Raw genomic sequence first — 23,679 nt, forward strand, 5'->3', positions numbered from 1 at the left:
CGTCCTGAGCTTGTCGAAGGACTTGTGGTTCATGGTTCGACAAGCTCACCACGAACGGTTTTTTAAATTTATACCTGTCAAAATAAAATTGACTGAATACTAGTTTTGATTAATTGCCCCAGGTTCCATATAAATCAACTCCCAAATATGACCATCCAAATCTTGAAAGCCATGCGCATACATAAACCCATGGTCTTGCGGTTCGTTATAAGTTGTGCCGCCAGCAGACACAGCCATGCGTACCATGTCATCGACATCTGCGCGGCTTTCACACGATAAACAAATTAGCACTTCTGTGCTCTTGGTAGCGTCGCAAATAGCCTTTGGGGTAAACGTCTGGAATTTGGCTTCAGTCAACAGCATGACAAAAATATAATCACTCACAATCATGCAAGTTGCTGTCTCGTCGGTAAACTGGGCATTAAATTCATAACCCAGCTGTGTAAAAAATTCGATAGCTTGATCAAGATTTTTTACCGGCAGATTCACAAAAATTTTGGTGGACATACAGGTTCCTTAATCAGCTTGGGGTAGATAAGTAATGATATTAATCATCGCCCCTTGTGGATCCTGTAGCACGCAAAAACGTCCAACGTCGGGAATATCGTGTGGGCCAAGACACAGTTTTCCACCCATTTCAACGGCGAGTTTGGCGGTAGCATCTACATCATCTACGGTAACATACACCCCCCAAGCCGGTGGCATACCTTGAGTTTGTGGTGGAATAGCCATCATGCCACCAATCTGTTCGCCAGCGCATTTTAGTAACGTGTATTCCATGCCGGGCATAGGTGCGGTTTCTAGCGTCCAGTTGAAAAGTTTGCTGTAAAAGCGTTTGGCATCTACGGTATCGGTAGTCAGCAACTCGCACCAACTGAACGCGCCATGTTGTTTATATTTTGTATCCATGACATTCTCCTGAACTCAGCGTAGGGGAACTGTCCGGTATGGGTTTATTCATGAATGTTCTCCGGATTAAAGTTTAAGGTCACACTACATGCGGGCAGGAAATTTATTATCTGTCTGTATCCAGTTACCTGCTGTGAAACTTATTTTAAAGTTGCTAATGGATTAGCCCTTCGGCCTTCATGGTTTGTTGTACTGCGGATCGATCTTCTATGCGTCGCATGTAGTCTTGTAGTTTGGGCCATTTTCCAAGATCAATTTTAAACTTACGACTCCAATTAAGGACGGTAAATAAATACGCATCCGCCACGCTAAATTGTTCACCCATCAGGTAAGGGTTTCCGTTGAGTTGTTCCGACAAATAATCAAAACGTTTAGCCAGCTGGCTTACTTGATGCTCCCGCCACTCTGGTGTAATTTTGGGATTAAACAAAGGCGCAAACTGTTTGTGGATTTCTGAAGAGATAAAGTTCAACCACTCCGTTAAACGATATCGTTGCTCCATTTTTCCAGCTTTCAACGCTAATCCGGACTCAGGTTTTTGATCGGCAAGATACTGAAGTATGGTGGCAACTTCGGTTAAAATTTCGCCATCATCAAGTTGCAGGGCTGGCACATAGCCTTTAGGATTAATGGTCATGAAGTCTTCTTCACTTGCGGTGTGTTTATTAACCAGATCCACGCTTTCCAAATCAAAGTCATAGCCTGCTTCCATCAATATGATATGCGGAGCCATGGAACAGGCTCCCGGTGTAAAATATAATTTCATGATGTGTCTCCTGTTTTTAAGCAATTATCATTTTCAATTTTTTGTTTTGACGAGATATTTTTTGTCCTTACATGATGATTAATTATCTCGGTAGGGATGGGTTCGTCAATTGGAAAATGCTTTTACTTCGGAAAGGTGGTTTTAACGTTGCTAAAGCGCAAGTGCTGTAAGTTATATTTGAAGCAGATGTAATGGAGAGCTACTTTTTTTCATTTAGGCTAAAAGTACAATTATTTAGCTTAATTGTCTGTACGTTGACCCACATAACGGACTAATGGGAGGATTGAAGTGGTGCGGGCGGTTAAAAAGATAGCTGTCAATCTTTATTAATGAAAAGATATGAATTACTGGGTTTTTTGGGCAACTTTTAAATTTAAAGCCGCTGTTTTCCTAGTATTTCTTAATCCAAAATCCCTCTCATCTGCAAAACAAAGCCTTTCAATAAAGGCTCTCCTGAAACTTCGGCTGGATTATCCAGTACCTGAACTAGCGTATTTTGCTGATAAACATAAACCTTCTTGTCTTTAACATCAATCAGCCAACCTAGCACTGCACCATTTTCGATATATTCTTTCATCTTGTCTTGCAACTTGGCTAATAAATCCGATTCCGAACGAAGTTCCACGACAAAATCAGGGCAAATCGGCGCAAATTTTTTACGTTGTTCCGCTGCAATAGCATTCCATTTCTCTAGCTTAATCCACGACAAATCCGGTGAACGTTTGGCACCATTGGGCAACACAAACCCAGTGGAAGAATCAAAACCTTTTCCGGTTCCATCTTGTCTTACCCAAATGCCAAAATCTGCAATTAAATCAAAATTGATACCGCCCGTTTCGCTGCCAGTAGGTGACATAATGCTTATTTCTCCAAACTTATCCATTTCAATCCGTAAATCTGTGTGCTGCTGACAGAAATAAAAAAAATCGTCGTCGTTCATGGGTTTTAGCAGATTGCCAAAATCAATTTCTAATGGCTCGGAAGGATAAATAAAAAGTTTGGAATTTCTATTTTCAGGGGCGATAGTTGCAACCATAAAAACCTCTTTTGAATGTAGAGACGCAACAATTGCGTCTCTACAGGTGCATGGGGAATTATACGTTCAGCAAGCCGTTAAAACTCAACCTGCCAACTTCTTATACTTCAAACGATGTGGCGTATCCGCATCGCTGCCCAAACGACGATGCCTATCGGCTTCGTAATCTTCATAATTGCCTTCAAACCACACTACATTGCTGTCGCCTTCAAATGCCAGAATATGCGTGGCAATCCTATCCAGAAACCAGCGATCATGCGAAATAACCACCGCGCAACCCGGAAAAGCTAATAGCGCATCTTCCAAAGCCCGCAGGGTTTCCACGTCCAGATCGTTAGTGGGTTCATCAAGTAACAGCACGTTGCCGCCGGTTTTTAGCAATTTGGCCAAATGCACACGGTTACGTTCACCACCAGACAACTCACCAATACGTTTTTGCTGGTCGCCACCTTTAAAATTAAAGCGGCCCAAATAAGCTCGCGACGGTGTTTCATACTTGCCAACGGTAATCATATCAAGGCCGTCAGACACTTCTTCCCAGACGGTCTTCTTGGCATCCATATCGTCACGAAGCTGGTCAACATAAGACATTTCTACTGTTTGGCCGATGGTTAACGTACCAGAATCAGGCTTTTCAAGGCCTGCCATCATACGGAACAATGTAGTTTTACCCGCACCATTTGGGCCGATAATACCGACGATACCGCCGGGTGGCAGCTTAAAGTTCAAATTGTTAATCAGCAGTTTATCGCCGAAACCTTTGCAGATGTTTTCTGCTTCAAACACCACATCGCCTAAACGTGGCCCAGGTGGAATATAAATTTCCTGGGTTTCGTTACGCTTTTGCACATCGACGGATGATAGCTCTTCAAACTTGGATAATCGTGCCTTACTTTTGGCATGGCGGCCTTTAGGGTTGGAACGTACCCATTCCAGCTCGGCTTTCATGGCTTTTTGGCGGTTGGTCTCCTGTTTTTCTTCCAATAATAAACGGGCGCTTTTTTGTTCTAGCCAACTGGAGTAATTGCCTTCCCACGGAATGCCCGATCCTCTGTCCAGTTCCAAAATCCAACCCGCGACATTATCTAAAAAGTAACGGTCATGGGTGACGGCAACCACGGTACCCGGATAATCATGTAAAAATCGTTCCAGCCAAGCCACCGATTCGGCATCCAGATGGTTGGTGGGTTCATCCAGTAACAGCATATCAGGATTGGACAGCAGCAAGCGGCACAGCGCCACACGGCGTTTTTCGCCTCCTGATAACTTAGTGACATCGGCATCCCAATCCGGTAAGCGCAGGGCATCCGCGGCTACCTCCAAACGTCGATCTAAGTTATGGCCATCGCAGGCATTAATAATATCTTCCAGCCGCGCTTGTTCTGCCGCCAGCTTATCAAAATCAGCTTCTGGATCTGCATAAGCCTGATAGACGGCATCCAGTTCTTCCAACGCCGCTTTAATATGGGAGACGGCCTCTTCAACATTACCACGCACGCTTTTGTCAGCATCAAGCTGTGGCTCTTGGGATAAATAACCAATATTGATGCCCTTCAGCGGTATCGCTTCGCCTTCGATTTCCTTATCAATACCCGCCATAATCTTTAGCAAGGTAGATTTTCCTGAGCCGTTTAAACCCAGCACACCAATTTTTGCGCCAGGGTAAAAAGACAGGGAAATATCTTTCAGGATATATTTTTTAGGAGGGACGATTTTACCGACCCGATTCATGGAATAGATGTATTGCGCCATAGTTATGTTTTAGCTCAAGGTTGAAAAAATAGTGCAACAAAAGGTTTAAGGACAGGAACCTAAATCTGCTATCCTCAATTGAATGATATTGCTTAGGCAATACCCTTATTATTCCACGTTATGGGTTGATTATTAATAGTTATGATAACGGTACGGCAAACTTTGTACACTCAATTTAAAAGCTATTCGACCAAAAAATTAAATCAGGTAATCTTCATTTGCATCGCAGCCAATGAGGTGATATGGTCAAACGTCAGTGACGGACAAGCCGAGCGCGGCATGGCGTTTGAATATACGTATGCCAATAATTCAAGGCGACTTAGTCCTAGGGCTAGTTAACTGCGATTTATAATTGACCGCTACTGAAAATAACCGGCTGTTAAAGTAAAAAATGCACCATTATATTTATGGGAGTATTGACATAAAGTGAAAAAATAATAACGTAAATCGTAAATTATACTATGATTAAATATGCTTTCTTTACATTGAAAGCGGCTTCGATTAAGGCTTATTGGTTTTATTGGCTGTCTATTTAAACAAGGGGAATATTATGAAACAAGGCTTTGCTGAATTTTTTGGAACATTTTGGTTGGTGTTGGGTGGTTGTGGCAGTGCGGTACTGGCTGCGGCCTTTCCGGATGTGGGTATTGGTTTGCTAGGCGTATCTTTTGCTTTTGGCTTAACGGTTTTAACCATGGCATTTGCAATAGGGCATATTTCGGGCTGTCACCTGAATCCAGCTGTTTCGATTGGCCTTTGGATGGCAGGACGTTTCCCAGCCAATAAGTTGTTACCGTATATTACTGCTCAAGTTTTTGGCGCTATTGCCGGGGCAGGGGTGTTATATCTTATTGCTAGCGGCAAAGCGGATTTTAGTTTGGCCAATGGTTTTGCCTCTAATGGATACGGCATTCATTCGCCGGGCGGCTACTCCATGTTTTCGGCTTTGGTGACTGAAGTGGTTATGACCATGATGTTTTTGCTGATAATTTTGGGTTCTACCGATAGCCGCGCACCACAAGGTTTAGCGCCTATTGCCATAGGTTTGGGCTTAACATTAATTCACTTAATCAGCATTCCTGTTACCAACACCTCGGTAAATCCTGCCAGAAGCTTAGGCGTTGCTGTCTATGTAGGGGACTGGGCGATGGCGCAGGTATGGTTGTTTTGGGTTGCACCCATTTTGGGCGCTATGTTGGGTGCAGTCGTCTACAAATTTATTAGCACACCCGATGAATGATGGGTTTTGACGGCAACATGTTGTAAGGCTGGACAATTTTAAAAACCGTTCGTGCCCAAAGGGCATAAATAGTGAGCCATTCGACAAGCTCATGAGAGCCTTGTCGAACCATGAACCATATGCCTGACAACTCAGCGCGTACGAATGTCCCGCTTTACGAGCATAGCTACATTTTAATAGTGTAAAAAAATCTTGATATAGCGGTAATTTTAGCGACACAAACCATAGGGTTTGCTATATCATGCGATCTAGGGCAGCACAAGTCTGGCCTTGTTGATTTAATTTCAACTGATTAGGAGAAAAAACGATGAGTTTATTAAGTAGTCTGGCACAAGTTGCTGTACAAAGTGCGCTGGGTGGAAATGGACAAAGCCAAACTCAAAATCTAGTAGCGGGTGTACTAGGCATGTTACAAAATTCTAATACCGGTGGCTTATCGGGTTTGGTAGAAAAATTTCAAAAATCTGGATTAGGTGATGTTGCGGCATCTTGGGTGGGCGGCGGTGAAAACAAACCGGTCAGTCCCGATCAAGTGGTAGCGGCGCTGGGTCAGGATCAGGTTAACGATCTTGCCAAACAAGCCGGCATTCCAGAAGAGAAAGGCGCAGAAGTGCTGTCACAAGTTTTACCTTCGGTGGTTAATGAAGTAACGCCTGATGGTGAAGTGCCTGAGCCCCATCATTTGGGAACTTTATCTAAGGTTATATTAGGGGGTCTTGGTGCCGTAGGTGTAGCTATGGCTGCTAAAGCGGCGGCATCGGCGTATAACAATCGTGATCAGGGGGATTCTGAAAGTGCTGATAACACGGCAATTTCGGATTCCGGCTCTTCTTCTATAGGAATGGCTCCAGATAATGCCTCTGCTGCACCCGCAGCTGCCGCTAACAGAACCTATACGGTTGTTTCGGGCGATTCTTTATCTAAAATAGCCAAGCATATGTACGGTGATGGTAATCATTGGATGCAAATTTTTGAAGCTAACCGCGATAAACTCAGCGATCCTGATCGTATTTCTCCAGGACAAGTACTGCGCATTCCGTAAGCTTTTTTAATGCTAACTGAGCCCATGATTGTTGTGGGTTCAGTTTAATTGTTTATATATCTTAGTACCTGGTTTTAATCTGCCAAAGCTAACTCGATAACAGGGGATTTCTCTTCTATTAATATCATTCAAATTTTGAAACCCAGTTGCGCACCTACCAATTTAGACCGTGTTATTCCTTCCTGGCAAATTATCAAAATCCACCTCGCGTTTAAAGGCTATTTTTGCAGCAACTAATTGCTTGTCTTAAGGTCTGACAGATTTAGTTGTAGACGTCTATTAATTAAGTTTTTTAATAACACCAGCGTATTTGGCCTATAAAATAAATTATTTTAAACCCACTTAAGCACATTATGAGAAAAATTCTAATTACGTTTTTGGCCATTTTTCTGATTTTTGAGGAATGGCTTTGGGATTTATTAAGCGCTTTTGGCCGCTGGTTAGTGGTATGGCTAAATCTCAGCCGAATTGAACAATGGCTCAGCCAAACTTCGCCCAATATCGCATTGCTAGCCTTTGGCATTCCGCTATTAATTGTCGCGCCTATTAATATCGTTGCCGTTATTATGCTGGCCAATGGTTTAATCTTGCAAGGCATTGCGCTTGAAATAACGGCCAAATTACTGGCGACCGTACTGGTTGCCAGAGTGTTTGCGTTAACCAAGCCACAGCTTTTAAGCTTTAAATTTTTTGAATCTATATACACGACTATTATGCGTTGGCTGGAATGGGCGCATCAAAAAATTGTCGAAACGCCTGTTTATGAGAAATTAAAGCACTATAAAGCTCAGGCTAAAGCAAAGTTTGCTATGTGGTTTAATTAATGGGAGCTCAATAAAATAAAATGAAAATCATCAGTGGGTGGACGTGGAAAAATTTAGGCACTGCGCTTTTTAGCCCAAAAGCAAAAGACGTTGATGCCAAAATAGACAACGTTAAGCAACGCTTGCCTGTTCCGGTATTTTGGTTGCTCGGCAAAACTCAATCCGGTAAAACCTCAATTATTAGAGCCTTAACCGGCAACGATGCCGCAGAAATTGGCAATGGCTTTCAGCCGTGCACCAAAAGATCACGGTTTTATGATTTTCCTTCAACCAGCCATCCCATGCTGCGCTTTTTAGATACGCGTGGCTTGGGTGAAACAGCTTATCAGCCGGATGAAGATTTAGCGTGGTGTGCCAATCAGGCACATTTATTAATCGTGGTAATGCGCGCTGTGGATATGAATCAATCCGAGGTTATTGATACTGTACTCAGCATTCATAAGCAGCATCCAAACTGGCCAATTATTGTGGTACAAACGGCCTTGCATGACGGTTATGCCAGTGATGCTGAGCATATTCAGCCTTACCCTTATCAGCAAAAGCCATTCCCTGCGCAAGTTTCTTCGGCATTGGCACAAGTTTTATTGCACCAGCAAGACTGGTTTAAAGCACTGCCTGTGCATTTTGTGCCGGTTGATTTTACCTTGCCTGAAGATGGCTTTGAACCTGTCCATTATGGCTTGGATACCTTATGGGATGCCATTGAAAACGTGTTGCCTTTGGGAGCCATTGGTTTATTACGCGGAACTGAGCATCATAAAGCGTTGCTGGATTTTCATGCCAGAAAAGCCCATCCGCACCTGGTAGGTTATGCTTTTCTAAATGTAGCTTTAGGTGCCATTCCGCTGGCGGGCTTGCCTTTAGTATTGGCGGTGCAGGCAAAACTCTTCCTGAGCATTGCTTCTATTTATGGACTGGAATTAACCCGCAGGCTATACGCTGAATTTACCAGTCTTGTCGGCGTGAGTGTCGGTATGGGTTTATTAGGACGAGAATTGTTGAAATTGGTGCCGGTATACGGTTCCGCAGTAGCCGGGGTATATTCAGGCGCCATGACTTATGCGCTGGGCAAAGCTTTTTGCGTGTATTTATACAGCGTCAAACGCGGCGCTTTGCCTGATCACGCCGCGTTAAAACAAGCTTACGATGAGGCTTTCTTACACGCACGTCAGTTTCTTAAAAATAAGGAAAGCTAGTTTATGCCGGTTCAATTTACGCGCTTTGGCCTATTGATAACACTGTTGTTTTTATTGCCGTGGTTGGTTTTGGTTGTTTTGGGCAGTTACTGGTTATGGCAGCAAGGCTGGCTTTTTCATGGTATTGGTGTGTTATCGGCTAATGCGGCATTGGTGTATGCTTTGGTGCATTGGCGTCGTAGCCATAAAGCGCCGGTATTTATGCAGCCTTTTGCTGTTGATGCCAACCCCAATTGGTCAGATCAGGCGCAACATGCCTGGCAAGATATTGAAACATTAAGCCAACACTGGCAAACCGAAACAGATTTTTTAACGGATTACCCTAAATTTCTAGCCGTCACTAATGACGTGTTAACGCAGGTTGCACGCCGCTTTAATGCCGATTCTAAATACCCTATTCTGGAATTTCCCCTGCCGTACTTACTAAAGTTAATAGTATTGGTGTGTGATGATATTCAACACGAGGTATTGGATAAAATCCCCGGCAGCCATGCCGTGCGGGTAGGTGATTTAGTACGCGCCAAACAAGCGGTCAATACCTTAACTAAATACAAATTAATTTTAAATGTCGGACATTGGCTGTTTAACTGGTCAGGGGCAGCATTGGCTAAAGCCCGCGACGTCTTGGTCAACAAAGGGGTTAATACCGTTACCGATGAACTCTCGCAACGCTTGATAAATGCTTACATTAACAAACTGGGTTACTACGCCATTCAATTGTACAGTGGCCAGATAACTTTAGATGACATTGTCCCTACTGACCGGTTAACGGCTGCTTCCAAAAAAGACATTAAAACGCAAGCACAAAGTCAATCCATAGAGCCTTTGCGTTTGTTGTTGTTAGGGCAAGTGAGCAGCGGTAAATCCAGCTTAATTAATGCGCTGTTTGGTGAAATAAAAACTGCGGAAGGTTTATTGCCCACTACCGCAGAAATTACGCCTTATTTACTGGAGCGCAATGGCCTGCAACAAGCCATCATATTAGATAGCGCCGGTTATGGTGGTTTAATGCACGAAGATGCACCTGCCGCGCTCAAAAAACAATGGGGCAAGGTGGATGTGATTTTAATCGTATGTAATGCAACGCAAGCAGCTAGAGAAGTGGATGCGCAACAGCTAAATGCTATTCGGCATTCTTTTCAGGAACACTATGCCAACCAAGCCTTGCCTGTGATTATTGCTGTAGCGACGCATTGTGATAAATTACGGCCAGTGCGCGAATGGCAGCCGCCTTATAATATTCAGCAACCGGATAATGCCAAATCGCAAAATATTCGTCAGGCTTGTGAAGCCATTGCACAGGATTTGAGTTTGTCGCTAGATTGTGTGGTTCCTGTTTGTCTTGCGCCGGAAAAACCGATTTATAATATTGAAGACGGTTTAATGCCACTGATTCATGAGCATCTTAACGCCGCGCAACGGGTACGTTATTTGCGGTGTTTGCGCCAGTATCAAGCAGAAAGTTACTGGCAACAATGGCGCAATCAGGCCGTGCAAGCGGGACAGGTTATTTTAAATTTTACTGTAAAAACTACCGATAAAATTTAAATCCAGTATGAGATACTTAACTGTTAAAACTACTCTTTAAGAGGTGAACTGTGTCCATCATATTAAAAAAAACGCATTACACAACGGAAGATTATTTAAGCCTGGAGCGTAATGCACCGTATAAAAGCGAATTTCATGACGGTGAAATTTATGCCATGATGGGCGCAAGTCGTCAACATAATCTGATAGTGTTTAATATTGCTCGAGAACTCGGATTACAACTTAAAAATCGTCCCTGCGAGGCGTACGTTAACGATATGCGTGTAAAAGCCGTTACAGCGCGTAGTTATCATTATCCGGATATTACTGTGGTGTGTGGCACACCCCAATTTGAAGATGCGCATGTCGATACCTTGCTCAACCCTACTGTACTCATTGAAGTGCTGTCGCCTTCTACCGAAGCGTATGATCGAGGGGGTAAGTTTGCTCATTATCGTAAAATTGCCAGCCTTTGTGAATATTTGTTGGTGACGCAAGACCAGCCCAGTATTGAACGCTATTTGCGGCAAGGTGATATTTGGATGTTATCGGAAACTATAGAACTTGATGCTACGGTGTCGCTGGAGAGTATAGGTTGCACACTGAGCTTGCGCGAAGTGTACGACAAAGTTCTGGATGACGCAGATAAAAATCCTGAAGCAGATGAATCTGTTAATTGACATCACAAACACGCGCTAACTCGGTTATAAAATGGCAGATTCAAAAGTTTATCTCAACGTGCCATTTGCACAAAAAGATGCGGCAAAAGCACTGGGAGCAAGATGGGATGGCACTGTTAAAAAATGGTATGTCCCAGCCGATAAGGACATTTCGCTTTTTACACAATGGCTCGTTCAATCCGGCACAGTGCAATCAATTACCACAACACCCGTAAAAAATACGGTACCCGCTGGTAAGGTTTCCTCTGGCGTGATGACTTATGCCATCGATAAAAATTTTGTTGCCTACAATGGCGATGAACCGCCATGGAACTGAAACTTGTTTTTCAAGCACTACTCGATTGACTAGGTCTCTTATCTTGAAATGACTACATTAAAATATTTAGCGGGTTACTCGCCAACCTTAACGCAGCAAGTACAAAAGCTTATTGATAACGATAAGTTGGCTGAAGTTTTGTTGAAAAAATACCCTGTCGCCCATAACATCAAAACCGATAAAGCGCTCTACAACTATGCTCTGGATATGAAGAACCAATACCTTCGGCAATCCAATCCGCTCAGCAAGGTCATTTACGATGATAAGATCGACGTGTTGCATCACGCACTAGGATTACATACTTTTGTATCCAGAGTGCAAGGTGGAAATTTGAAGGCCAAAAATGAGATTCGGATAGGCGCGATCTTTAAAATTGCCCCGCTTGAGTTTTTGAGAATGATTGTTGTGCATGAACTGGCGCATCTAAGAGAAAAGCAGCATAACAAGGCATTTTATAAATTATGCGCATACATGGAACCCGATTACGCTCAATTGGAGTTTGATATGCGACTTTACCTGACTTATCTTGAGCTTGGGGATAAGCTTTATTGACTACGATTGACTCAGTTTGACCGTAGAGAAAAGCTCTAATACCGGCCACCTTTCCTCGTCCCAGTACTCTCCATTTGACTGCCGCCGAACTTTTGAACGTCAAAAAATGGGTATTTTACCTAACCATTTCATAGCCATTAATACCCAATTCTAAGTTGTTGCAGCCCTTAGCCTAACAAGCGAAAATAGTTTTGTGATGACTAGCAATTTTTTCTTACTGGTTTCTTTGAAAAGCCTTTTAAAAATAGTCAATTCTGACTGATGTGTGGAGTATGAAATGAGTAAAACAATTAGGAAAATTAAAAGTTCTGGCATTTTACATGCAAAAAAATACACTGAAATTTTTCAGCTCACTGATAGGGCCGCTAGGTTTTCTTGTTACAAAGCAGAATGCAGAGGTTTTTTGCCAAGTCAGGAACTGAGTGACGCAGGGCGAGCCAAGGAAATGCTGGTTTTAAAAGAAATAATTCATTGAAAGCGACATAAATTACGGGTAGTCCGTACAAATCAATGCAGCTCGGTAAGATTGTGCAATTTTCCGCTTCTAACCCATTGATTCATAGAAAATCTGCAAACTATAAAGTTGAAAAAACAAATATCTCAATTTATTGATTTTACTGACCTGTATTGTTTTGTAGTTATTACCCCTAAACGACGATAGCCCCTCGACTAATCAGTGCGGCTATGCATTATTCGCGCTGATATCCAACATAATATTTCACTCAAAAAAGGAGATTATGATGAAAAATGACACTATAACTTTTAATTCCCTGCAAAACACGCATACTAAAATTGACAAGCGAATCACCTATCACTTGGCAGGCCATGCTGCGGCTATTTATTTGGGCAATAAACAAAAAGACTTACCCGCCGTCTATTTTCAAATCAACATTAATCAACAGCAAATGAATGGTCAGCAAGCAAACCGGTTTTCGCAAAAATATGGCTCATACACGGCAGAAGTTGAAGGTGGGCGGCTCATCCAAAATCTGCCTTTGTCATTTGTTGAAACTGCGAGCTATTTTTCGTGGGCTCAATACAAAGAATACCGCTGTGCTTTCGAAGCAGATGTTATCAATTTGTTAGTAGGATCACTGGCTGAAGCTAAATATGTTGCCTTGTGCGATGGTGAGCCTTTCAATTCCAATTTAATGAATGTTGGGGCATTGCGCTTTTATGAGGGTTGTTCTGATAGTGCACTTATTGCGCAATACATGGAATGCCTCATACCGCTAACGATTGAACGCGAGCAGAAACTGACGGAACTGTTTTTGGCTGCGTTTAGATTTGTCAGCAATCAAGCAAATTGGTGCGCAATCTCCGCCTTGGCAAGCTTTATCAGCAACGAGCCTAAAAACACCATTCCTTGTGAAGAAGCGATTTCACTTCTTGAGCCTCAATTGGCAGCGTAAAAAGCCGCCAAGAGAGAAATTTTTTTAATAAAGCCAGGCAATCCGGTTGTCGTTAATTTAGTGTCCATCTATATTTTTTGCGGTTAGCAAAGATTCAAAAATACGGCTTCCAACTTTTAAGTCGGGACAGGTGAAGGTGTGCCGTTCGTGGTGAGCCATTCGACAAGCTCGAACGGTGTGCCTTATTGAGTGTCCCGTCTTATGTGGATAGCCAAAAATACAAGCCCTGTAAAATTAACCAGTGTTCCCCCATCATTAATTACGCTAAAATACACGCCGGTCAAGATGACAGTGTGTATTGGTCATTAAACTTGATAGCGATTTTAATTTTGTAGGCTGCAAATGAAGGTACTTATACTTGGCGCTGGCGTGACGGGTTCGTCGGTTGCTGAAGCGTTAGCACGAGAAGAAAATGATATTGTTGTGGTTGATTTCAAGCCACAACTCCTTGAAGCTTTAAAAGAACGTTTTGACCTTGCCACCGTATGTGGCAATGCGGCACACCCTTGTATCCTAGAACAGGCTGGGGTAGAGTACGCCGACATGGTTATCGCGGTCACGGACAGCGATGAAACCAACATGTTAGCGTGCATGGTCATTAATACCTTGTACAGCCGACCGAAAACTATTGCCCGCGTCCGCGCTATCGATTTTTTAAAGCATCCGCATTTGTTTGGCCCCAATGGCATTCCCATTGATCATGTCATCAGCCCTGAACAAATTGTCAAAAATTCCATTTACAATCTCATCGAATTTCCGGGTGTGCTGCACGTATCGGAGTTTGCCGGTGGCTTGATACGCTTGTTTTCCGTTAAAGTAGTTGTCGATGGTTTTGTCACCGGTAAAAAAATCAAAGATTTAAAAGGCCTGATGGCGAGCGGAAAAATCCGTATTGTAGCGATATTCCGGCAAGGCAAACCATTGCAAGTAACCGGCGATGCAACTATTGAACCCGCTGACGAATTATTTATAGCCGCTCCGCGTGATGAAGTTAGGCGAGTATTAAGAGCTTTGCACAAACTAGAACGCCCGATAAAGAAAATTATTATTGCTGGCGGTGGACACATCGGCAAACGTTTGGGATTGGCTTTGCAAGATGATTACCACGTTAAAATTATTGAAAAAGATTTAAGACGTGCGAAAAAAATTGCCAATGAAATTGAGAGTGCCGTCGTTTTAAAAGGTGACTGCTCGGATGAAACTTTGTTGCTGGATGAATCCATTGATAGCACAGATTTGTTCTGCGCCGTTACCGATAATGACGGGGTCAATATTATTTCGGCATCGCTGGCCAAAAGCTTGGGGGCACGCAAAGTTATTTGTCTGCTTAACAATATGTCTTACAGCAAACTTCTGCCAGGCACCGGTATTGATTTAGCCGTTATCCCCAACCAAGAAACCCTAGGCAGTATTCTAAAACACGTTCGTAAAGGCGATGTGGCGCAAGTTAGCTCTTTATGCGGTGGTACGGCGGAAGCTATTGAAGCGGTTGCCCATCTTAATAATGGCTCAAATACTGTGGTCGGACAACGGGTTGATGCCATCAAATTACCGCTGGGCATTGTATTAGGAGCATTAATCCGTAATCAAGTGGTTATTTCCATACATCATGACACCGTGTTTGAAGAAAATGATCATGTGGTTATGTTTGCGATGGACAAAAAACTGGTGGTGTATATTGAAAAACTGTTCCAGCCGCTTAACAAGTGACTTCCAGAATAAGACCTAAAAATAGTCTTTTGTTATCCTGCAATAAGGTAAATTTGTCTACACTATGAACGTTATTTTCACCGTTACTCATATCTTCGGCGTAGTTGTTATGGTCTTTAGTGGCTTAATGTCTACCTGTTTACTGACTTCCGTAATAGCAGAAGACGGAGCTACGATGGCTTTTTTACAAGGGACTAGCATTACATTTTTGTCCGGCGCATTAATGAGTTTTTTAACGCGGCATTCCCCCAAAAAAGTGTCACGGCAAGCGGGATTTTTATTAGTAACGATGTGTTGGTCAATGGCTTCAGTATTTTGTACTTTGCCTTTATTACTCTATTTACCTACTTTAAATTTTTATGATGCTTATTTTGAGGTTATTTCCGGCCTAACGACAACCGGCGCGACCATACTCAGTGGCTTGGATCAATTACCTATGTCGATTAATCTTTGGCGACATGAACTGACCTGGTTTGGTGGCATTGGCATTATTGTATTTGCCGTGGCCATTTTGCCTATTTTAGGTATTGGTGGCATGCAATTGCTCAAATCAGAATCACCCGGTTCAGTCAAAGAATCTGATTTACCTCCGCGTATCGCCCAAACGGCAAAAGCCTTATGGCAGGCGTATGTAATTATCACTATTATTTGCATCATCTCGTTACATTTAGTGGGCATGAGTTGGTTTGATGCGGTTTGCCATGCCTTTGCCGCCATGAGCTTAGGTGGGTTTTCTACACACGATGCCAGCGTTAGTTTTTTTAAATCCTTACCGATTGAGTGTGTGCTGACATTTTTTCAATTACTGGCGGCAATGAACTTCGCCACCCATTTTCTGGCGATTCAGAAACGTTCTTTCAAGCCTTACACAAAAGATATGGAATTACGGGGCATGCTATTTGTGATACTTAGCAGCTGTGTTTTTTGCGCTTTTGTCTTGTGGCATTACAACACTTATCCCGATTTCCTTACAGCATTACGTCATGCCACTTTTAACTTGGTCACTGTTGCCACTACCTCAGGCTTTATGACGCAAGACTTTAATCGATGGCCTATTTTTGTGCCTATGTGGATGTTGTTTCTAAGTAGCATTTCTGTCTCTACCGGTTCCACGGGAGGTGGCATACGTATGATCCGTACCATAATTCTTATGAAACAGGCGCGTCTTGAGCTATTTAAATCTATTCATCCTAATGCGATCAAGCCCATGAAAATTGGGGGCTCTGTTATCAGTAATAACATTATCTCTTCAGTAATGGGATTTATTTTTCTGTATTTTATATCTATTGTTTTTCTAGTCTTTACCCTACTATTGAGCGACCTGGATTTTATGACAGCCTTCTCCGCTATTATTGCATGCATTAATAACGCGGGGCCCGGTCTTAATCTAGTAGGACCTGCAAGCAATTATTCTGTACTTACCGATTTTCAAATCAATGTGTGCACTTTCGCCATGCTTTTAGGGCGTGTGCAAATATTTTCTATTGTTATTTTGTTTATTCCGGAGTTTTGGAAAAAATAAGCCTTATCCGCTAATGTCCCCTAATCTGTATTCTTTGTAAGCGCTGCTTACGACACTTCCATTGACAGCAATCTGGCAACTGCTGCCAGCGGTTTTTCATTTTCCTGAACCAAACCACCACGGTTCTGTCCTAATTCAAAGTTCTGGTAGGCAGGGATAATTTCTCCAAAAATGACTTTGTTAAGCTGGCCATAGTGGCCAAAGTCATCCACAAACAACTACGCTAGTAAAATCGGAGCATTATGCATACTCAAGCGGACATTGCAGTAGAACACATTATCGTAGCGGAAAACCTGGGTAAATCGGTGCTGACTTCCGAAGGCATGTTGCATATATTGTCAGCGGTTAATTTGTTAATAAAAGCCGGAGAAAGTATTGCTATTGTTGGCGAATCTGGCTCTGGGAAATCTACTTTAATCAGTTTATTAGCAGGGTTGGATACCCCTAGCGCCGGAAAAATCCGCCTTAATAACCATGAGCTAACCATCATGGACGAAGACGGCAGAGCTTCCATTCGAAATGCATTAATTGGCTTTGTTTTCCAGTCTTTTCAGTTATTGCCAGGGTTAACGGCATTGGAAAACGTCATGTTGCCACTGGAATTAAGCGGCAATAAAAACGCTAAAAGCTTAGCAGCGGCGTTACTGCACAGAGTCGGTTTAGCGCATCGCTTGACACATACACCCAGACAACTTTCCGGTGGTGAACAACAGCGTGTGGCCTTAGCTAGAGCTTTTGTCACCAGACCAGTCATTCTTTTTGCCGACGAACCGACCGGCAATCTGGACAGCAAAACCGGCGCGACTATTATTGATTTGCTATTTGAACTGAATCACGAAAACAAAACCACTTTGATTTTGGTTACCCATGATCAAGTCTTGGCGGCACGCTGCCAGCGCACCATTAAACTGGATTCCGGAGCTATGCTATGAGCCGTTTTAATCTGGCTCTGCGGCTGTTATGGCGTGATAGCCGTTCTGGAGAATTAACCATTTTGGTATTGGCATTAATCATTGCTGTCACCAGCTCAACGGCTATATCTGTGTTTGCAGACCGGTTGCAACGCACGATGACCGAGCAAACTGCCGATTTTCTGGCTGCCGATCTGGTCATCACCAGTCCTGAACTACAGCCTGCTAACTGGCTGGCAAAGGCCAAAGAACTAAAGCTGGATAACGCTCAAACCACAGAATTTTCCAGTGTGTTGATTGAAAATGACGAGATGTTATTGGCCAGCATCAAAGCCGTCAGCAAGGCTTATCCTTTGCGAGGCTATTTAAAAGTAACCGGCTCAGATTATTTACAGGAACAGACCGTACATCAAGGCCCTAAACTGGGCAGCGCCTGGGTTGAAAAACGGGTATTGTCCGCGTTAAAACTAAAGCTTGGCGATGCGTTAACTGTCGGTGAAAAAAAACTGATCGTCAGCCAGATTTTGACTTACGAAACCGACAAACAAGGTGATTTTTACAGCTTTTCACCGCGCGTGATGATGAATGATGCCGATCTACACGCTACCGGCATCATACAACCGGGTAGCCACGTGCATTATTTTTTTCAATACCGTGGTGATTCCAAGGCGTTGCTTGAATTTAACCGCTGGCTGAAACCGCAGTTAAATCCTTCTCAGCGTATTTTGGATATTCATAACGACCGCCCTGAATTGGGATCGGCACTTAGCAGGGCTGAGCGTTATCTGGGTTTATCAAGTATTGTCGTTATCTTGATTTCTGGTGTAGCTATAGCCATGGCCACGCGCCGCTATACCGAACGGCATTTTAATGCCACCGCCATACTGCGCTGTTTAGGCATAAAACAAAGTGAAATTCTTTGGCTTTACGGCTGCCAATTTATGTTTTTAGGTTTAGTGGCCAGTAGTATCGGTTGTTTACTGGGCTGGATTGCCCAGCAAGGCTTGTTTTATTTGTTACGCTCATTGTTACCGCAACAAGGGGCTAATCCTAGTTGGCTGGCGGTATTTTTTGGGTTTATTATCGGCATAGCGGTATTATTGGCGTTTGCTTTACCGCCGTTATTACGGTTAAAACAAGTTTCCCCACTTAGGGTTTTGCGCCGCGAACTGGAACCGTTACCTACCAGCGCGTGGTTGGTTTACGGCTTGGCACTGGCTATTATTGGCTTATTACTGGAACGTTATACGCACGATCTTAAAATGACTGCAACCATACTCGGTGTGGGATTAATAACTTTGGTGCTATTAGGCTTGCTGGTTTATGGGATATTAAAATTAGCAGCCAAATTATTACCGCAGATGAGTTTGATCTGGCGCTTTGGTCTGCAAGGTATACTCAGGAATACGCAGGCCAGTGTCAGCCAGATATTGGCTTTTAGCATTACGCTGGTGGCGATGGTATTAAGCTTTACCGTGCGTACCGATTTGATCGATAACTGGGAAAAACAATTGCCAGAAAACGCAGCTAACCATTTTGCACTGAATATTTTTCCAGAGCAGCAAACGGCGTTCCAGCAGGACATGCTGAAAAATGGTATTCAGCACAGCCAGTTTTATCCGGTCATTAAAGGCCGTCTGGTAGAAATTAATAATACGCCTGTACAACAAGTGGTCAGTAAAGATTCACAAGGCGACAATGCTACCCACCGTGAGTTGAGTTTAACGTGGTCTAAAAGTTTGCCCGAAGAAAACAAGATTACTGGAGGGGAGTGGTGGCAAAATGCACAGCCTGGGCTAGTATCAGTAGAGCAAAAATTGGCGGATAGCCTAAAAATAAAATTGCACGATCAATTAACGTTTACGGTTGGCAGTCAGCAAATTAAAGCCACAGTGGCCAGTATCAGGGTTCTTGATTGGGATACCATGAAGCCAAATTTTTATATGGTGTTCTCACCGGGCACGCTGGATGCTTACCCCAGTACTTTTATGACCAGTTTTTATTTACCTCAAACCCAAAAGAATGTGTTAAATACCCTGGTTAAAAAATACCCTGCTACCACTATTTTGGAAGTTGATGTTATTTTAAAGCAGTTCAAATCTATTTTGACTCAACTAACCCAGGCGATTAATTATTTGTTGTATTTTTCCTTGTTGGCCGGATTTACTGTATTGTTTGCAGCAGTGTACGCCACCTTGGATTATCGTATCCAAGAAGGTGCGATCATAAGAACCTTAGGCGCCAAGCGCTCTTTTTTGACTAAGATACATCTGATTGAATTTGGTTTGCTGGGGTTAATTGCAGGGCTGATAACGGTGGTTATCTCAGAAGTGTTGATTTACAGTTTATATTCAAAAGTGATGCACATTGATTACAGCCCGAATTATTATCTGTGGTTAATAATACCGATTATTGGCAGTTTATGCGTGGGCTTGGCAGGCTATAGCGGCATTCGGCATGTGGTTAATCAATCGCCGGTGAGTATTTTGAGAGAGCTGTCATCATAAAGCGACTTTTGATCCTTAATCTACTCAGTAGAGACGCAAGATTTCGCGTCTCTATCTTGTCTGTATGCTTATTTTTAATACTACGGGCAAACGGCACAACCGTTTTGTTATACTTCAAAGCATAAGTACCTACACAGGTTTCAAGCGCCTTCTCCAGCGTACCCAAAGGGCATAAAGGAGAAGGCTGGGATAAGGGAATTTAACTTGGTGATTTTATTCTCCTCATCTCACCCTCTCCCATGTATAGACCGAACATATAAGTAAAGTTTTTCAACTATTTAATTTTATCAAATTGCCACTATGTGAGTTACGGGAGTACTAATTCGGATTTACTAAGATGCTTACTATATTGCCTCCATTAATAAAACCTTGAGCGTTGAGTGGAGGGCATGACGATGCGTCACCGGCGACTAGCACGGTTGTATTCGTGGTCGCGGCCGCCAGCGCTGTAGTAATTAACTTCGAATCTGACGTGGTGAAGTTAACCAAAGGCCCTATCCTATTTGTTCTCACACCTACGTTTGTTGCAACAGCACCTCTTTGAAGGAATACTCCTGGAACTCCTCCTGTTGCAGTACAGAAAGCCTGAGATACTGACGGTAGCAGAGTAAGTGTGGCGATGATCGTGAGCAGAGTAAATAACTTTTTCATTAGTTTTCTCCTTTATTGCCGAACAGGCAGCGAATTTTCTCAGCGCCCACAACAGCATGCTAATATACGATTCTGTATACCCGCCACGTCCCAGACTAACTATGATGCCGCGTCATTCTTGAATTATGCCACGCTCCAAGCGGAAGCATGTCACTATGTGGAGGGCATGTATGCGACATTTTATAAACATTATCGTTCCAGTCTTCTAAAAAATTAGGCTCTTACTGGGTTTTGAGGGCGTGCGTTAATCTGCATCCTAGAAATTAGTCGGACTGAGAAAGTCAGTTTACTGCAAATTCGCCCTATACCCATTATTGCTTACACTGGCATAGGTTGTATTTTCTTATTTGCAACTATGGCCGTGACGCAGAGCGATAGGAACGGTATTTTTTGCGAGTTTCCTCATTGCATCAAAAATTCAGCTCTTTTTTCGTGCTTTTTGTAGACAATATCTTTCCATCTATTTCTTAATATTCCGCTGAAACGGCACCACCGTCGATTGCGCAACCGTAGACTGAGAATGGTTAGCATAAGTATCCCAATCCGGTTTATAGTCTTCCGCCTGATTACCCCAGACAAACCAGTTAGGCCGTGGGCCTCTGGCGAATAGCTCAACAAATGGCCCAGGACTACAGGCTTCGATCAAATCGTATTGCTCATCCGGCTTGCGGCTGTGCTCACGTTTACGGGTGGCAATAATATTTTCCTGACTACGACCTGGTTGCAAAGTACGGGCATTTTTACCGCGCACGCCAAACAAAATAATCTCGGTGACATTTCTGAAATAAAACCCCACGCCGCGCCGATCAGGTCCGCCATCCTTACGGATTTTGTACCACACCAGATTGGTCTTATAGGTAAACCCCCAATGCTCCATTACCTGCATGCCTTCTGCCAATAAAGCATTGGGTACCCACAAATACAAATGCGCGGTATCGGCAACAATCGCTTCCACAGGCAAATCTTTAATGGCTTGCAAAGCCATGGTTGGGTAGCGTTGCAAGCGCTTATGCTCCGGTGCCATTTTGCCAGTGCGGTTTTCAAACTGCCAGGGCGGATCGGCCAGAACGGTAGCAAATTTTTGCTTGCCCACCGCTTGCAACAGGTCATCAGAAGCTGTCATGTTTACTCGTCCTCTATATACAATTTTTTGGATATCCCAATAATTAACAACGGACAACCTGCGCCACTGCCCCCTTCAATACGCGGTAACAGCTTACCGACATGGGTCGTCGATGCCCCATACGAAGCGCCACGCCCTAACGTTTTAAATATATCTTGCAATTCATCACAGCGGGTAATGATGACACCAACGCTGATCGCCCGCAGATCAAATAACAAGCGAAAATTATTTAAATCGCGGTCAAAAAAAGGATCTTTGTTATTCCATTCGATTTCAACGGCAACACGATTTTTAAAGCAGTCGACCTTATGGGTAGGTGTGTCGATTTTACGGTCATCGACTACCACTTGGGTTTTAAACTGCTTCTCCTGCCAGTGCAAACGGTAGAGATACGAGTCGATAAACCCTGATATTTTTGATTTACTGCCGCCGGGGTTAGTAATCCAGCTTTTGTACAAGCGAAATTCCGATAGCACAGCAATAATATCTTGCCATTCCTGGGGGAAATCTTCTTTTAAGATGGCACAGGCATGTTTCCATTCGTGGATTTCGTAATGCTCGCGGATAAAGTCGGGCAGTAAATTGACGCCCATTAACCGGGTGGCCAGGACAATTGCCGTCCACCTAATACATGTAAATGCAAATGATTAACACTCTGCCCACCGTGTTGATTGCAGTTAAATACCGTTCGGTAACCTTGTTCAGAAAAGCCTTGTTGCTTAGCGATAATTGCCGCTGTTTGCAATAATCGCCCTCCCAAATTTATATCATCCAACTCATTTAAATTGGCAATATGTTGTTTGGGAATAATTAAAATATGCACGGGGGCTTGTGGGTTAAGGTCGTTAAACGCCAGTACAGCGTCATCTTCAAAAACCACGTCTGGTTTGATTTCACCAGCGGCCATTTTACAAAACAAACAATCTGTCATGATTACCTCTATCAATGAAAAGCGGCACTAGCTATTGAAATAAAACAAGGATTACCGATTTACGGATTTTTTCTTGGATAATGCCTCTGGTGTATCAGTGTAAATCAACCGAACCTGTCATTTTTTAACTATTCGATTTTACGCCGACCTTTAAACGCATGGGACAAAGTGCCGCGATCAATATATTCCAGCTCACCGCCCATAGGTACGCCCGACGCTAATCGGCTGGCCTCTACTTTATGCTTTATTGCCAGTTCATTAATAACGTAGGCGGTAGCATCACCTTCCAAGGTGGAATTTGTTGCTAGAATCAGCTCTTTCACGTCGCCTTTAGCTAGTAGATGTTCAAGCTCATCCAGACCCAATTCATCTGGGCCAATGCCGTCCAGCGGTGATAAATGCCCGTTCAAAACAAAATAATGGCCTTTGAAGAGTGTCGCCTGTTCAATCGTCCACACATCAGCGGGAGATTCCACGACACACACTGTAGTCGTATCGCGTGAGGGATCGGCGCAAATCTCACACAGAGTATTTTCAGTTAAGGTGCGGCATTGCTGGCAATGGCCAATTTCTGCCAGGGCTTTGAGTAATATGTCGGCTAAGGCTTTAGCATTATCACGGTTACGCTGCAATAACTGAAAGGCCATACGTTGTGCCGTTTTAGGGCCTACGCCTGGTAAGCAGCATAAATGCTGAATAACATCTCTTAGCAAGCCTTTTTTTTGCATAATCAGAAAGGCATTTGAAAACCGGGAGGAATGGGTAATCCTGCGGTAACTTCAGACATTTTTTCTTTTTTCATCTTGTTGACTTTATTAACGGCATCATTAATAGCAGCCGCTACCATATCTTCCAGCATATCCCGGTCTTCGCCCACTAAAGAAGGATCAATGACCACTCTTCTGGCTTCACGTTTGCCGCTCATTGTGATTTTTACCAAACCGCCACCGGATTCACCAACGACTTGCATAGCGGCCAATTCTTCTTGGGCTTTTTTTAAATCTTCTTGCATCTTTTGGGCTTGCTGCATCAAATTACCCAAGGCATTTTTCATGATTTTTTCTCCATTGAA

At 43.3% G+C, this 23,679-nt stretch carries 26 protein-coding genes; 14 read left to right on the forward strand and 12 right to left on the reverse strand.

From position 1 onward, the window contains the following. Nucleotides 1–99: 99 nt before the first annotated feature. The 5 genes from ACHZC4_RS10590 to ettA form a co-directional block, all read right to left on the reverse strand. Nucleotides 100–507: a VOC family protein gene (locus ACHZC4_RS10590; protein WP_394753815.1), complete on the reverse strand. Its 408-nt coding sequence runs from the start codon at nucleotides 505–507 to the stop codon at nucleotides 100–102. A 9-nt stretch (nucleotides 508–516) separates the two neighbouring features. After that, nucleotides 517–909: a VOC family protein gene (locus tag ACHZC4_RS10595; RefSeq protein WP_394753816.1), complete on the reverse strand. Its 393-nt coding sequence runs from the start codon at nucleotides 907–909 to the stop codon at nucleotides 517–519. A 154-nt stretch (nucleotides 910–1,063) separates the two neighbouring features. Continuing rightward, the gene (gene gstA / locus ACHZC4_RS10600) at nucleotides 1,064–1,675 is read right to left on the reverse strand and encodes a glutathione transferase GstA (RefSeq protein ID WP_394753817.1); all 612 of its coding nucleotides are present in this window, start codon (nucleotides 1,673–1,675) and stop codon (nucleotides 1,064–1,066) included. A 400-nt stretch (nucleotides 1,676–2,075) separates the two neighbouring features. After that, nucleotides 2,076–2,711 carry a Uma2 family endonuclease gene (locus ACHZC4_RS10605; RefSeq protein WP_394753818.1) on the reverse strand — a complete coding sequence of 212 codons (636 nt, stop codon included), beginning with the start codon at nucleotides 2,709–2,711 and terminating at the stop codon, nucleotides 2,076–2,078. Between the two features lie 84 nt (nucleotides 2,712–2,795). Beyond that, entirely contained in the window at nucleotides 2,796–4,463 is a 1,668-nt protein-coding gene (ettA, locus tag ACHZC4_RS10610) for an energy-dependent translational throttle protein EttA (RefSeq protein ID WP_394753819.1), read from the reverse strand. Between the two features lie 550 nt (nucleotides 4,464–5,013). Here ettA and aqpZ point away from each other — a divergent pair. The 12 genes from aqpZ to ACHZC4_RS10670 all read left to right on the forward strand — a co-directional run bounded on the left by aqpZ (nucleotide 5,014) and on the right by ACHZC4_RS10670 (nucleotide 16,484). After that, a complete protein-coding gene (gene aqpZ / locus ACHZC4_RS10615) occupies nucleotides 5,014–5,703 on the forward strand; it encodes an aquaporin Z (protein ID WP_394753820.1) in 690 nt (229 codons plus the stop codon). Nucleotides 5,704–6,010: 307 nt separating this feature from the next. Further along, nucleotides 6,011–6,745 carry a YidB family protein gene (locus ACHZC4_RS10620; RefSeq protein WP_394753821.1) on the forward strand — a complete coding sequence of 245 codons (735 nt, stop codon included), beginning with the start codon at nucleotides 6,011–6,013 and terminating at the stop codon, nucleotides 6,743–6,745. Between the two features lie 353 nt (nucleotides 6,746–7,098). Continuing rightward, on the forward strand, nucleotides 7,099–7,569 hold the full coding sequence (locus tag ACHZC4_RS10625) for a hypothetical protein (protein WP_394753822.1): 471 nt from the start codon (nucleotides 7,099–7,101) through the stop codon (nucleotides 7,567–7,569). A 20-nt stretch (nucleotides 7,570–7,589) separates the two neighbouring features. Further along, entirely contained in the window at nucleotides 7,590–8,765 is a 1,176-nt protein-coding gene (locus ACHZC4_RS10630; RefSeq protein WP_394753823.1) for a YcjF family protein, read from the forward strand. 3 nt (nucleotides 8,766–8,768) lie between these two features. After that, nucleotides 8,769–10,313, forward strand: coding sequence for a GTPase family protein (locus tag ACHZC4_RS10635; RefSeq protein ID WP_394753824.1), 1,545 nt, complete (start codon nucleotides 8,769–8,771; stop codon nucleotides 10,311–10,313). A gap of 50 nt (nucleotides 10,314–10,363) precedes the next feature. After that, entirely contained in the window at nucleotides 10,364–10,972 is a 609-nt protein-coding gene (locus tag ACHZC4_RS10640) for a Uma2 family endonuclease (protein WP_394753825.1), read from the forward strand. A gap of 31 nt (nucleotides 10,973–11,003) precedes the next feature. Then, nucleotides 11,004–11,288, forward strand: coding sequence for a DUF5710 domain-containing protein (locus ACHZC4_RS10645; protein WP_394753826.1), 285 nt, complete (start codon nucleotides 11,004–11,006; stop codon nucleotides 11,286–11,288). 48 nt (nucleotides 11,289–11,336) lie between these two features. Further along, nucleotides 11,337–11,840 (forward strand): M48 family metallopeptidase, encoded by a 504-nt coding sequence (locus tag ACHZC4_RS10650; RefSeq protein ID WP_394753827.1) that lies wholly within the window; start codon nucleotides 11,337–11,339, stop codon nucleotides 11,838–11,840. Nucleotides 11,841–12,117: 277 nt separating this feature from the next. Further along, a complete protein-coding gene (locus ACHZC4_RS10655) occupies nucleotides 12,118–12,315 on the forward strand; it encodes a hypothetical protein (protein ID WP_394753828.1) in 198 nt (65 codons plus the stop codon). A gap of 262 nt (nucleotides 12,316–12,577) precedes the next feature. After that, complete coding sequence (locus ACHZC4_RS10660) at nucleotides 12,578–13,252, forward strand: hypothetical protein (protein WP_394753829.1); 675 nt, start codon at nucleotides 12,578–12,580, stop codon at nucleotides 13,250–13,252. 342 nt (nucleotides 13,253–13,594) lie between these two features. After that, a complete protein-coding gene (gene trkA / locus ACHZC4_RS10665) occupies nucleotides 13,595–14,962 on the forward strand; it encodes a Trk system potassium transporter TrkA (RefSeq protein ID WP_394753830.1) in 1,368 nt (455 codons plus the stop codon). A 64-nt stretch (nucleotides 14,963–15,026) separates the two neighbouring features. Continuing rightward, nucleotides 15,027–16,484, forward strand: coding sequence for a TrkH family potassium uptake protein (locus ACHZC4_RS10670; protein WP_394753831.1), 1,458 nt, complete (start codon nucleotides 15,027–15,029; stop codon nucleotides 16,482–16,484). 47 nt (nucleotides 16,485–16,531) lie between these two features. Here the strand turns inward: ACHZC4_RS10670 and ACHZC4_RS10675 are convergent, their stop codons facing one another. Next, a complete protein-coding gene (locus ACHZC4_RS10675; protein ID WP_394753832.1) occupies nucleotides 16,532–16,696 on the reverse strand; it encodes a hypothetical protein in 165 nt (54 codons plus the stop codon). 30 nt (nucleotides 16,697–16,726) lie between these two features. Between ACHZC4_RS10675 and ACHZC4_RS10680 the strand changes: the two genes are divergently transcribed. Together ACHZC4_RS10680 and ACHZC4_RS10685 are read left to right on the forward strand one after the other, a co-directional pair. Next, entirely contained in the window at nucleotides 16,727–17,416 is a 690-nt protein-coding gene (locus tag ACHZC4_RS10680) for an ABC transporter ATP-binding protein (RefSeq protein ID WP_394753833.1), read from the forward strand. After that, nucleotides 17,413–19,902, forward strand: a complete 2,490-nt coding sequence (locus ACHZC4_RS10685) for an ABC transporter permease (RefSeq protein WP_394753834.1) — start codon at nucleotides 17,413–17,415, stop codon at nucleotides 19,900–19,902. Before ACHZC4_RS10680 ends, ACHZC4_RS10685 begins: the two co-directional genes overlap by 4 nt. Before the next feature lie 318 nt (nucleotides 19,903–20,220). On the opposite strand, the gene ACHZC4_RS10690 is transcribed toward ACHZC4_RS10685, so the two are convergent. The 6 genes from ACHZC4_RS10690 to ACHZC4_RS10715 all read right to left on the reverse strand — a co-directional run bounded on the left by ACHZC4_RS10690 (nucleotide 20,221) and on the right by ACHZC4_RS10715 (nucleotide 23,661). Beyond that, entirely contained in the window at nucleotides 20,221–20,553 is a 333-nt protein-coding gene (locus tag ACHZC4_RS10690) for a hypothetical protein (RefSeq protein ID WP_394753835.1), read from the reverse strand. Nucleotides 20,554–21,013: 460 nt separating this feature from the next. Then, nucleotides 21,014–21,676 (reverse strand): MT-A70 family methyltransferase, encoded by a 663-nt coding sequence (locus tag ACHZC4_RS10695; protein ID WP_394753836.1) that lies wholly within the window; start codon nucleotides 21,674–21,676, stop codon nucleotides 21,014–21,016. 2 nt (nucleotides 21,677–21,678) lie between these two features. Next, nucleotides 21,679–22,269: a BglII/BstYI family type II restriction endonuclease gene (locus tag ACHZC4_RS10700; protein WP_394753837.1), complete on the reverse strand. Its 591-nt coding sequence runs from the start codon at nucleotides 22,267–22,269 to the stop codon at nucleotides 21,679–21,681. Continuing rightward, on the reverse strand, nucleotides 22,269–22,607 hold the full coding sequence (locus tag ACHZC4_RS10705; protein ID WP_394753838.1) for a histidine triad nucleotide-binding protein: 339 nt from the start codon (nucleotides 22,605–22,607) through the stop codon (nucleotides 22,269–22,271). Before ACHZC4_RS10705 ends, ACHZC4_RS10700 begins: the two co-directional genes overlap by 1 nt. Nucleotides 22,608–22,735: 128 nt before the next feature. After that, on the reverse strand, nucleotides 22,736–23,335 hold the full coding sequence (recR, locus tag ACHZC4_RS10710; protein WP_394753839.1) for a recombination mediator RecR: 600 nt from the start codon (nucleotides 23,333–23,335) through the stop codon (nucleotides 22,736–22,738). Nucleotides 23,336–23,337: 2 nt separating this feature from the next. After that, nucleotides 23,338–23,661: a YbaB/EbfC family nucleoid-associated protein gene (locus tag ACHZC4_RS10715; protein WP_394753840.1), complete on the reverse strand. Its 324-nt coding sequence runs from the start codon at nucleotides 23,659–23,661 to the stop codon at nucleotides 23,338–23,340. Nucleotides 23,662–23,679: the final 18 nt, after the last annotated feature.

The organism is Crenothrix sp. (assembly GCF_043729335.1).
Lineage (GTDB): Bacteria > Pseudomonadota > Gammaproteobacteria > Methylococcales > Methylomonadaceae > Crenothrix.

Coding starts and splice junctions, on each gene's coding strand:
- ACHZC4_RS10705 (WP_394753838.1), bottom strand. CDS start 22,607: ATGACAGATTGTTTGTTTTGTAAAATGGCCGCTGGTGAAATCAAACCA.
- ACHZC4_RS10655 (WP_394753828.1), top strand. CDS start 12,118: ATGAGTAAAACAATTAGGAAAATTAAAAGTTCTGGCATTTTACATGCA.
- ACHZC4_RS10690 (WP_394753835.1), bottom strand. CDS start 20,553: ATGAAAAAGTTATTTACTCTGCTCACGATCATCGCCACACTTACTCTG.
- ACHZC4_RS10645 (WP_394753826.1), top strand. CDS start 11,004: ATGGCAGATTCAAAAGTTTATCTCAACGTGCCATTTGCACAAAAAGAT.
- ACHZC4_RS10595 (WP_394753816.1), bottom strand. CDS start 909: ATGGATACAAAATATAAACAACATGGCGCGTTCAGTTGGTGCGAGTTG.
- ACHZC4_RS10630 (WP_394753823.1), top strand. CDS start 7,590: ATGAAAATCATCAGTGGGTGGACGTGGAAAAATTTAGGCACTGCGCTT.
- ACHZC4_RS10700 (WP_394753837.1), bottom strand. CDS start 22,269: ATGGGCGTCAATTTACTGCCCGACTTTATCCGCGAGCATTACGAAATC.
- recR (WP_394753839.1), bottom strand. CDS start 23,335: ATGCAAAAAAAAGGCTTGCTAAGAGATGTTATTCAGCATTTATGCTGC.
- ACHZC4_RS10715 (WP_394753840.1), bottom strand. CDS start 23,661: ATGAAAAATGCCTTGGGTAATTTGATGCAGCAAGCCCAAAAGATGCAA.
- ACHZC4_RS10695 (WP_394753836.1), bottom strand. CDS start 21,676: ATGACAGCTTCTGATGACCTGTTGCAAGCGGTGGGCAAGCAAAAATTT.
- ACHZC4_RS10685 (WP_394753834.1), top strand. CDS start 17,413: ATGAGCCGTTTTAATCTGGCTCTGCGGCTGTTATGGCGTGATAGCCGT.
- trkA (WP_394753830.1), top strand. CDS start 13,595: ATGAAGGTACTTATACTTGGCGCTGGCGTGACGGGTTCGTCGGTTGCT.
- gstA (WP_394753817.1), bottom strand. CDS start 1,675: ATGAAATTATATTTTACACCGGGAGCCTGTTCCATGGCTCCGCATATC.
- ACHZC4_RS10680 (WP_394753833.1), top strand. CDS start 16,727: ATGCATACTCAAGCGGACATTGCAGTAGAACACATTATCGTAGCGGAA.
- ACHZC4_RS10670 (WP_394753831.1), top strand. CDS start 15,027: ATGAACGTTATTTTCACCGTTACTCATATCTTCGGCGTAGTTGTTATG.
- ettA (WP_394753819.1), bottom strand. CDS start 4,463: ATGGCGCAATACATCTATTCCATGAATCGGGTCGGTAAAATCGTCCCT.
- ACHZC4_RS10650 (WP_394753827.1), top strand. CDS start 11,337: ATGACTACATTAAAATATTTAGCGGGTTACTCGCCAACCTTAACGCAG.
- ACHZC4_RS10625 (WP_394753822.1), top strand. CDS start 7,099: ATGAGAAAAATTCTAATTACGTTTTTGGCCATTTTTCTGATTTTTGAG.
- ACHZC4_RS10620 (WP_394753821.1), top strand. CDS start 6,011: ATGAGTTTATTAAGTAGTCTGGCACAAGTTGCTGTACAAAGTGCGCTG.
- ACHZC4_RS10635 (WP_394753824.1), top strand. CDS start 8,769: ATGCCGGTTCAATTTACGCGCTTTGGCCTATTGATAACACTGTTGTTT.
- ACHZC4_RS10590 (WP_394753815.1), bottom strand. CDS start 507: ATGTCCACCAAAATTTTTGTGAATCTGCCGGTAAAAAATCTTGATCAA.
- aqpZ (WP_394753820.1), top strand. CDS start 5,014: ATGAAACAAGGCTTTGCTGAATTTTTTGGAACATTTTGGTTGGTGTTG.
- ACHZC4_RS10605 (WP_394753818.1), bottom strand. CDS start 2,711: ATGGTTGCAACTATCGCCCCTGAAAATAGAAATTCCAAACTTTTTATT.
- ACHZC4_RS10660 (WP_394753829.1), top strand. CDS start 12,578: ATGATGAAAAATGACACTATAACTTTTAATTCCCTGCAAAACACGCAT.